Below are 7886 nucleotides of genomic sequence, written 5' to 3' on the forward strand. Positions count from 1 at the left end.
TGGGTCTGAAGGTTTTCGCGTCGTATCCGATGCGGTTGCAAACCGCATCTACCGGCCTGGGGTCTTCAGGGCATAACTTTTTTTAAATTGACGCTTATGGTGCGGTTAGGAAATCGCACCATAGGTGTCAATTTAGTGATTTTGACAACATTTTAGCAACGGTGGATATAAACAGGTTTCCGCCCTTACAGGGCTTGGATGCTTACTCGAAAACGCTGCTATAAACATAACGTCCCTACGGGACTGAAGAAGTTTTTGAAGTCTTCAAGAATTCCGCGTAGGATCCGGTTCGGTTAGGAAACCGAACCTACCGGCCCTGGGTCTGAGACGGTTCTTGTTTCTAAAATTGACACTTATGGTGCGGTTGGAATGCAGGTCGCATTTGGGGTTTTTGCAAACGCTAAAATCCAATGCAAAGAAAGTGTTTCTTCACGTACGCCGCAAAACCGCACCTACCGAGTCTGATTTTCTAAAAGCGGATTAAAAATCGAAAACTAAATGACCCAATAGTAAACTGGCTATTCATACAGTTCCGTCGCGGTTTCACCACGTGCGAAACGGTGCGCAGTCTGGACAGCGGAATCATTTCCAGCGTTTCTACGGATATCCGTCGCCCAGCGTGCCAACCCAACTATCAACTGATTTCTGGCAGGATGCGACTCGCACGTTTTCCATTCCTCAGACACAATGTAGATTGAACTGAGAAGTTCTTCGCCGTTATCATCCTTGAGGATACATAGCCCCATTTCAGCCATTAACCGCGCCGCGGAACCTCCTGCATTCAGATACTCACGGGTACGCCGCCCGATTTCTTGGATGCGGACAGATTCAATTGCGTCCAAAATTTCGGTGATCGCTGCGTCTTCATCAAATAGGACAGGCGTTGTAGATGTTCTTGATTCTGTGATCGGCTGATGACGGATGTTGAGCCATCGGTTGTTGAAAAATCGCCACGCTGCATGATAGAGCGCCTTAGCAGCGACTTTAGTGCCACCGTACCGAAGCACCTTTCTCACCGTCGATCCCAACTCCATCTCATCTTTTAGATCCCACCACCCCGGACTCATGTTGACAGGTGTCCGTGCCATCCTATCCGCTGCTGTCATGACCATAGTTGTCGCGAGTGTGTTAATGGGGACCCCAGCGGTAAGATTTTCCGTTACGGCATCAAAAACTTCGTCGAGATCACCACTCACGAGTGCTGCTGAAAATTCGTCTTCGTCGTAATCAGCGGCACTTTCAGCGGATGTGCCTTGCGGCAGCTCATCAAAGATATGCGCAATTTCTTCCATTTTTTGGATGGCTTCACGGTGAAGTTCGCCCGGTCTACCGCGCCCTTGCCCAAGTGTTTTTGCGCCGAGACTGCAGACTAATTCGCCAGTGAGTTCCCATCCAAATCGCTCTTGTAATTCAGCCAAGTGTGCGAGATTGATGAGGTTGTCAGAATGGTTAAGGAAAAAGGACTCAACCGCACATTGAAAGAAAAGCGGGATAATTTTCTCATCATGCCCGCCCAATTGTCGTGCAGTGATAAGGCATTTTTCGATGCCTTCCCACTCCTTATCGGTAGTGAACACTCGAATCCAGTCTTCGAGTTTCTGCCAGTCAACAGGTGGCGGCAAGGGTTGACGGTCCGGTCGATCACCGAGTCTACCGGCTGCGCCCGATGCAGACATCATCAGCGGGATGAGGCGGTCTTCGGGTTGATACATGTGTGCGACCTTAAGCCCGTTCATCATCATTGCTAATTTTCTACCGCCATTGAAGGCATCCTCATCTGTAGAGATATGGTGTCCCATGTGCCTGACCATGATTTCCAACGTCTCTTCTTCCGAAACGCCCCTCGCTAACATAATGGCAATGGCTTTAGAAAGCGTCCAGTTGTCGTGGGATAGTAAACCCTCTTTCAATAACAGAAAATGGGCATCATCGCGTTTCTTTCCGCCGCTGGCAACATCTACATAGATATCACCGTTGCGAACTTGAACGGGGAACGTGGCAAGGTCATCACAACCGCCGGTGAAACATCCACCGCCTTCCATGTCGTAACTCCAACCGTGCCAATCACACGATAAAACACCTTTCCTGACACGTCCTCTCACCAACGGATACCCCATGTGTGGACACTGATTATCTGTCGCATAGACAGCCCCTTCATGTTGAAAGAGGGCGATGCTATGTCCTTCAACTCTGACTGCCCTCGGTTTTCCTTCTGCGACTTCGCTGAGGGCAGCGACTTTGACGAAATTTCCATTTTCGGATAACATTATACTTTCTCCTATGATATGAAGGTAAGAGACATCTGTTCTTACCGAAAATTAATGTGCATATCGCAAATTCAATTGTTAGGTTTCATTCCATCCTATCCAACCTACTTTGCCATCAAACACATTGACAGCGTAAGTAGATTCTATGCTTCTGGAGCACCAATCCCGCGTAAATATACAATCGCACCTCTGTTCCCGCTTATTAAAGCAGTCCGAAGTGGGGTTTGGTTCTGATAATGACGGCGATCGTTCATATCGGCACCTGCGTCAATCAGGATTTGCAATGTTTCTGCATATTCTTGTTCTCTGCCTTCACCGCAAGAGGAACCACCAAATGCTGCGGCATGTAGCGCATCAAGGGATGTTGGATCCGCCCCGTTTTCAAGAAGTAGCCGGATCGTCGAAATCCTCGCATTATTTGCCGCCCAAGAAAGCACAGATCGGTACCAGTTTGCCCCACTTGCATTAATATCCGATCCATGTTCAAGAAGTTTAAGAACAAGTTGATCTTTTCCGTCATTGGCAGCGTAATGCAGCGCGGTACTGCCCTTGACAAATGGCTGCCCTTGTTCATCGGGCCCGGGCCACGTCAATTTCGCAATTTCTGGATGCGCTTCAACAATAGAAATGCCGAGAGTTTCCTCTTCTTTTTTATATTTCGTAGCAAGCAATTTATAGAACGGTGAATTGTCATCGTATTGCATTCCCAAATCCTCCTAACACTGGATTAGCCTAAAAAACACCGGCTATGTTAATTTAGCAGATGTCGGTTACTTGTCGTTTTTCGTCCCTAATTTCGTTAGGAAATCTGCAACCGTTTTCCGTTTCGCTTTCTTGGCGTAATCCAGCGGGGTCTGTCCCGTATCATCACGTGCGTTTGGATCCGCCCCGTGTTCAATCAACAATTTCGCTTGGTTTTTACCGACACCCTTCTGCGCGATGAAGTGTAGCGGCGTTTGCCCTTTATCATCGGTTACATTCGGGTCAGCACCGTTTGCCAATAAACAGGCGACACCGTTCGTTAAACCGCGTTGTGCTACCCAATGTAGCGGTGCCCACATGCCACGCCGATGCTTCTGACGCGCGTCGATATCCCAACCTTTTGCCAGAAACCCTTTCACCAATACATCAAACCGCTTAGGTCCCTGCCCAACAAGCACATACCAATCTCGCAAGTTGATCTCATAGCCCGAATCAATCAGTAGATCCACGATTGCTGGCTGCTTAGACTGCAGTGCTATCTCAAGCAGCGGCATGGTAGGTCCGACTTGATAAGCATAAACATGTCCGCCGGGGACTTCCTCAACTTGAGGCGACTCTAATGTTGGTATGACGTAGCCTTTAGGGGATTTCACATTAATCCTGAGATTGAGGAGTTCCGGATTTTTTTCAAATTCCGTCTTTGCTCGTTCAGCATCACCCATCGCACAATAGAGCACAACATCCGCCTCAGCACCCTGTTCAAGGAGATAGCGACACACTTCAGGTCGTCTGCGCATCGTCCACTGCGCTGCAGTCCCGTAATGGTCGCGGTCGCGCAGATTTATATCTGCCCCGTGTGCAAGCAATAGTTCAGCAATGCGAGGGGTTGCTGCGAAATGAAGCGGAGACATGCCATCGCATCCGGGTGCGTTGACAACATCCGGATTCTCATGAATCAATGCCTGAAGCGTTTCAACCCTATCCAAGCCAGCTGCAGCGTGTGCGTCAATCGTTGCGCCACGTTCAATGAGATACTCAGCCAACTCCGTGTTGTACGCCAGCATCGAACCCGCTGCGTGCTGGAGTGCTGAAGTGCCACCTGCCCACCAAGAACTCTTCGCGTTGATGTCTGCACCCGCATCAAGCAGTACCTCTACGAGCGGACGATTGACGATTGCAGCGGCAAACACAACGGCGGGAGCATCAAAAGCAAACCAAGGCGCATCAATGAACTCAAGGAGTGCCTCGTTAGCTGCTAACAGGGATTTGACGTGGTCCGCGTCTCCTTTATTCACAGCCTCAATATACTCTGTCCGTGGGAAGTGCCGAGCGTTTTGGTCCATTAGATATTACTCCTCAAAGACCTCAATTGTTGTTCTGCCTTCGGCGAAACGCATTGCGGTCGTCGCCGCAGATTTGTTGTCCGTGTTCGATCGGATATCCGTGACGTAGCGCGCGAGTCCGACCAACAATTGGGACTGTGCCGGATGTCCGTCCGCATACTTCCATTCTTCAAACACGGTGCGTAGCGTCGGCAGTACCTCACTTCCCGTATCATCCCACAGCACCGTATGACCGATCTCTTCCATCAGCCGATCAGCAGAATAACCCGCGTTTAGGTAACCCAGCACCTTTGGTCCGACACCTTGAACATCGAGCGTCTCAATTGTATCAATAATGTCCTTGAGCCCCTCTGCTTCATTCGCGACATCTAACTTTTCTTCACTCAAGGGTTCACTGAGAACTCGCGCGGGAATGTTTATCCAGCGATCCGCGAAGATTTGCCACGCAACGTGGAAAACGCCTTTCGCTGTAACAAGATTTCCACCAATTTGTTGTGCACTCCGTAATGATGCCGCGAGATTGAGTTCCATCGTTAAGTTTTCCCAACCGGCATCCACATTTACAGGTGTATTTGCCATGCGGTCAGCTGCAAGCAAAACAAGTGTTGTAACAACTCTGTCTAACTTGACCCCATTAACCAAGACAGTTTGCACTGCCTTAAAAGACCGCTCAAGATTGACACTCGTGAGTGCCGCAACAAACGCGTCCTCGTCAAATTCAGCTTTTTGGTCTAAGGTAGCACCTTCGATGGTCGGAAGTATCTCTCTCATAAATCCGATAGCGTCTCTCCGATACCGTTCAGGATCATCCGGACGATGCCCGACGAGTTGGGCACCGAGATAGAAGAACAACTCCGCCGCGTGTTCCCACCCAAATTCATCAACAACTTCAGCGAGATAACTCACATAGAGCGGAATATCCGGTGCGTCAATAAAATGCGGTTCAACTGCACATTCAAAGAGGAGCGCGGACAACTTATCTGCATCACCCTTGTGATATGCAGTGAACAAACAGCGTTCAATGCGTCCCGACTGCCCTTCATAAGAAAAGTTCCGAACCCACCGGCTTATCTTCTCCCACGCAACCGGCTCCGGCAACGGCACAACCTCCAGCCGTTCTGAAGCGGGACCTGCAGCGGAACACGCTGCAGTCGTAACAGCGATGAGTCTATCAGCACCATTGTATTTGCGTCCGACTCTGAGTCCATTGATAAGTCTGGACACATCGCTGCCACCTTCTGCGCCGTGAGAGGTTGCAATGTGCCGACTAACGTGTTCCAGAATTGAACCCATAACCTCTGCTTCCGGCACACCGCCTTTCAGTAGCAGTGCGATCGCCTTGGACATCGTCCATCGGTCTTCACTCAAAAGACCTTCCCGGAGCAGCTGCTTATGCTCCTCTGCGCGGCGATAGGTCATATCTCCGGGGTCAATCCAAATTTCGTCACCCCGTATTTCTACCGGAAAGACGCGGAGGTCGTCACATTCAACATGGAAGCAGCCGCCGCCTTCCAAATCAAAACTGCGACGGTGCCAATCACAGGTTAGGATACCGTTCCGGACGGTTCCGCGTGTGAGTGGATAGCCCATGTGCGGACACTGGTTATCCGTTGCGTAAATCTTTCCATCAACATTGAAAAGCGCAATGCTGCGCCCTTCTCCCATCTGAATCGCTTTCGGTTGCCCTTCAGGCACCTCACTTAACTCGGCGACTTTCACCCAGTTTTGTGCTTGATGCTCCATAATTTTACGTTCCTCCCAAATCTGTTTTTATAGTAAAGTTTAGAATTAATAGGACACTCTGTGGCTGTAAAAATGTTGCACACCGATGTTTTTTCTAAACGCAGTTGTCACGGGAATTCACAGGCAATTTATTGAGCCCTAATTCCCAATCTTTTCCCTATTGGATAGCTAACTTTTGCGTACCACTCTTCAATGAAATACACGAAAGAAATTGGACAAACGTTACAATTTATTGTTTCAGATTTAAACATTTTTCTGTGCCAGATTTTTATCTACCGCGCTATTCTGCAACGCTGTAATAAACGCTAATCTATTTGTCCTAATATCGCCTGTCAATACATATTTTTGCTAAATATGTATTAATTATTATAACATATATATTATTAAATGTCAAGTAAATTTGATGAAAACAATCTCCTAATTAGGATGTCCACCTTTGTTGGTGACATTTCATCTGTTTATATTTATAAGAGTCCCTTAAATCCGACATCTCCACCGTAGAAGCGACTTTTGGGTCGCGATTTCCCGTCTAAAGAGGTTAAAGATCGAAAACTATAGTAAAATTTAGAATTAATAGGACACTTTGTGTCGGTTCGGTTAGGAAACCGAACCTACCGGAGGAGGAAAGTGTCTCTTTATTTTTTCGTTTCACTATAAATAGGCCTCCATCTCCGTAAAAAAGTTTGACACCAATCACAACCTTAAGTTAGAATTAACGCAAGTTGCCACCTATTTATTCTCACTACGAAGCAATAGCACTCCTACGGAGTGCAAGAGATTAGATACGTCATTTCTATAGACATTACACCCCTACGGGGTGAAGAAAAAGATGAAAAACCTTTCTGAAGTGTGTAAAACCAGTTAGTAGCAACTTGGGTTAGAATTAGTGTCATAGGATTAACCGTCGGCGACAGCGCGGAGGAAGGGCAATGAAAAATTTCAAATCCGAAATGTGTTATCGCGTGAACATCAAACTTTTTCTCATTTTTTATTTTCTCAGTTTAGTGCTATTCAATTCCAGCAGTTATTGTGCGTGGGCGAAAGCACCGAAAACGCCAAAAATCTTGTTTACCTCCTGGCGTGATGGCAACGGGGAAATTTATACGATGAATCCTGATGGAAGTGAACAGGTTCGGTTAACTTGGCACCGCGCCAATGATACGTCTGCTGTCTGGTCTCCGACGGGAGACCAAATTTTGTTCGTCTCCGACCGAAATGAAGGGATTCCTGATCTTTTTTTGATGGACGCTGATGGAGAAAACGTACAGAAGATTTTTGACCGTTCAGACCGGAGACACCACCCCACTTTTTCTGCAGATGGAAAAGAAATCGCATACCTTCAATATTTCAAGGAAGCCGTCTACACCGCAACGATAGAGGGCGAAAAAGAGAGACGGATCGTACGGGTCAACAAATATGGAGGTAATCCTGACTGGTCTCCAACCGAGACAGAGATTGTATTTATCTTCGCAGATTGGCTTGACAGAAAACTCTCCGTTCTGAATTTAAAAACAAACAAAAAAGACACATTCAAACTTTTCAATCCCGCCGGAGGCGCACGTCCGCTACGCCCCAATTACGCAGCATGGGCTCCGAGCGGCGATAAAATCGCTTTTTCCACACTACCTCCCGATGCCGCCTTAGCTGATCAGGGAACAATCTACATTCTAAACAGAGATGGGACGCGGATTAAGCAGATTGTGAGTAAAAAAGGACTTAGAGCCTATCTGCCGGTCTGGTCTCCAGATGAAAATGCGCTTGCGTATACACAAGGCATAGATAAGACACAACAAATCTTCAAGATCGATATCAACAGTCGTGCGGTCAAACA

General features: G+C 47.7%; 5 protein-coding genes. 1 reads left to right on the top strand and 4 read right to left on the bottom strand.

The annotated features are described in order from the left end of the window. Positions 1 to 518 precede the first annotated feature (518 nt). The 4 genes from OXH00_09035 to OXH00_09050 form a co-directional block, all read right to left on the bottom strand. Positions 519 to 2267: a Rieske (2Fe-2S) protein gene (locus tag OXH00_09035; GenBank protein MCY3741149.1), complete on the bottom strand. Its 1749-nt coding sequence runs from the start codon at positions 2265 to 2267 to the stop codon at positions 519 to 521. Positions 2268 to 2410: 143 nt separating this feature from the next. Further along, entirely contained in the window at positions 2411 to 2971 is a 561-nt protein-coding gene (locus tag OXH00_09040; GenBank protein ID MCY3741150.1) for an ankyrin repeat domain-containing protein, read from the bottom strand. A gap of 66 nt (positions 2972 to 3037) precedes the next feature. Further along, positions 3038 to 4312: an ankyrin repeat domain-containing protein gene (locus OXH00_09045; GenBank protein ID MCY3741151.1), complete on the bottom strand. Its 1275-nt coding sequence runs from the start codon at positions 4310 to 4312 to the stop codon at positions 3038 to 3040. Positions 4313 to 4318: 6 nt separating this feature from the next. Beyond that, entirely contained in the window at positions 4319 to 6055 is a 1737-nt protein-coding gene (locus OXH00_09050) for a Rieske (2Fe-2S) protein (GenBank protein ID MCY3741152.1), read from the bottom strand. A 929-nt stretch (positions 6056 to 6984) separates the two neighbouring features. Between OXH00_09050 and OXH00_09055 the strand changes: the two genes are divergently transcribed. After that, positions 6985 to 7886: hypothetical protein (locus OXH00_09055; GenBank protein ID MCY3741153.1), on the top strand; the 902-nt coding region annotated here is incomplete at its 3' end.

The sequence above is a fragment of the Candidatus Poribacteria bacterium genome (assembly GCA_026706025.1).
Taxonomy (GTDB): domain Bacteria; phylum Poribacteria; class WGA-4E; order WGA-4E; family WGA-3G; genus WGA-3G.